The 833-nt window shown below is 73.6% G+C and carries 1 protein-coding gene; it reads left to right on the top strand.

The window, feature by feature from the left end:
- Positions 1-833: FtsK/SpoIIIE domain-containing protein (locus OP04_RS48095; RefSeq protein ID WP_033346806.1), on the top strand; the 833-nt coding region annotated here is incomplete at both ends.

The following is an 833-nucleotide window of genomic DNA, read 5'->3' as shown; positions in this document are numbered from 1 at the left end:
ATGGTCACCGACCTGGACACCCACCTGGTGGGGCGCGCGCTGACCTCGCTCGGTGCGGAGCTGCGCCGGCGCGAGCATGTGCTCGCCGCGGCCGGCGCCTCGGACATCGTCCGGTACCAGGAGCGGCGGGCCAGGGACGCTACGATGCCGCCGATGCCGCGGCTGGTGCTGGTGATCGACGAGTTCGCGTCCATGGTCCGGGAGCTGCCGGACTTCGTCACGGGCCTGGTCAACATCGCCCAGCGTGGCCGGTCGCTCGGTATCCACCTGGTGTTGGCCACCCAGCGGCCGTCCGGGGCGGTCACGCCGGACATCCGGGCGAATACGAACCTGCGGATCGCGTTGCGCACCACGGATCAGGGGGAGAGCCGGGACATCATCGACGCGCCTGACGCGGGCGAGCTGTCACCGCGTACTCCCGGCCGGGCGTTCGCCCGGCTCGGCTATGCGGCGTTGCTGCCGTTCCAGGCCGGTCGGATCGGTGGCAAGCGCCCGGTGGTGGGGGAACGCGCCGCCGAGGTGCGGATCGAGGTCGCGCAGGTGGACTGGGCGCGGCTCGGCGAGCCGGTGCCGGTGCGTCGGGGATCAGGTGGTGGCGCGTCCGGTCCGGCCGACACGGATCTGCGTGAGCTGGTCCGGGCGATCACGGCCGCGTCCACGCAGGCCGGGGTGGCGCGGCAGCCGAGCCCGTGGCTGGAGCCGCTGGGGGAGGTGACGCAGTGGGCTGACCTGCCACGGCCGCCGGCCGCCGGGGTGCCCGGTGATCTGGGGGCGGTAGCGTACGGGATGGTCGACCTGCCGGCCGCGCAGAGTCGCGAACCGTTGCTGTTCGA

Origin of the sequence: Catenuloplanes japonicus, assembly GCF_000717135.1 — a bacterium.
GTDB lineage: Bacteria > Actinomycetota > Actinomycetes > Mycobacteriales > Micromonosporaceae > Catenuloplanes > Catenuloplanes japonicus.
This window is presented reverse-complemented; position numbering and strand designations above follow the sequence as displayed.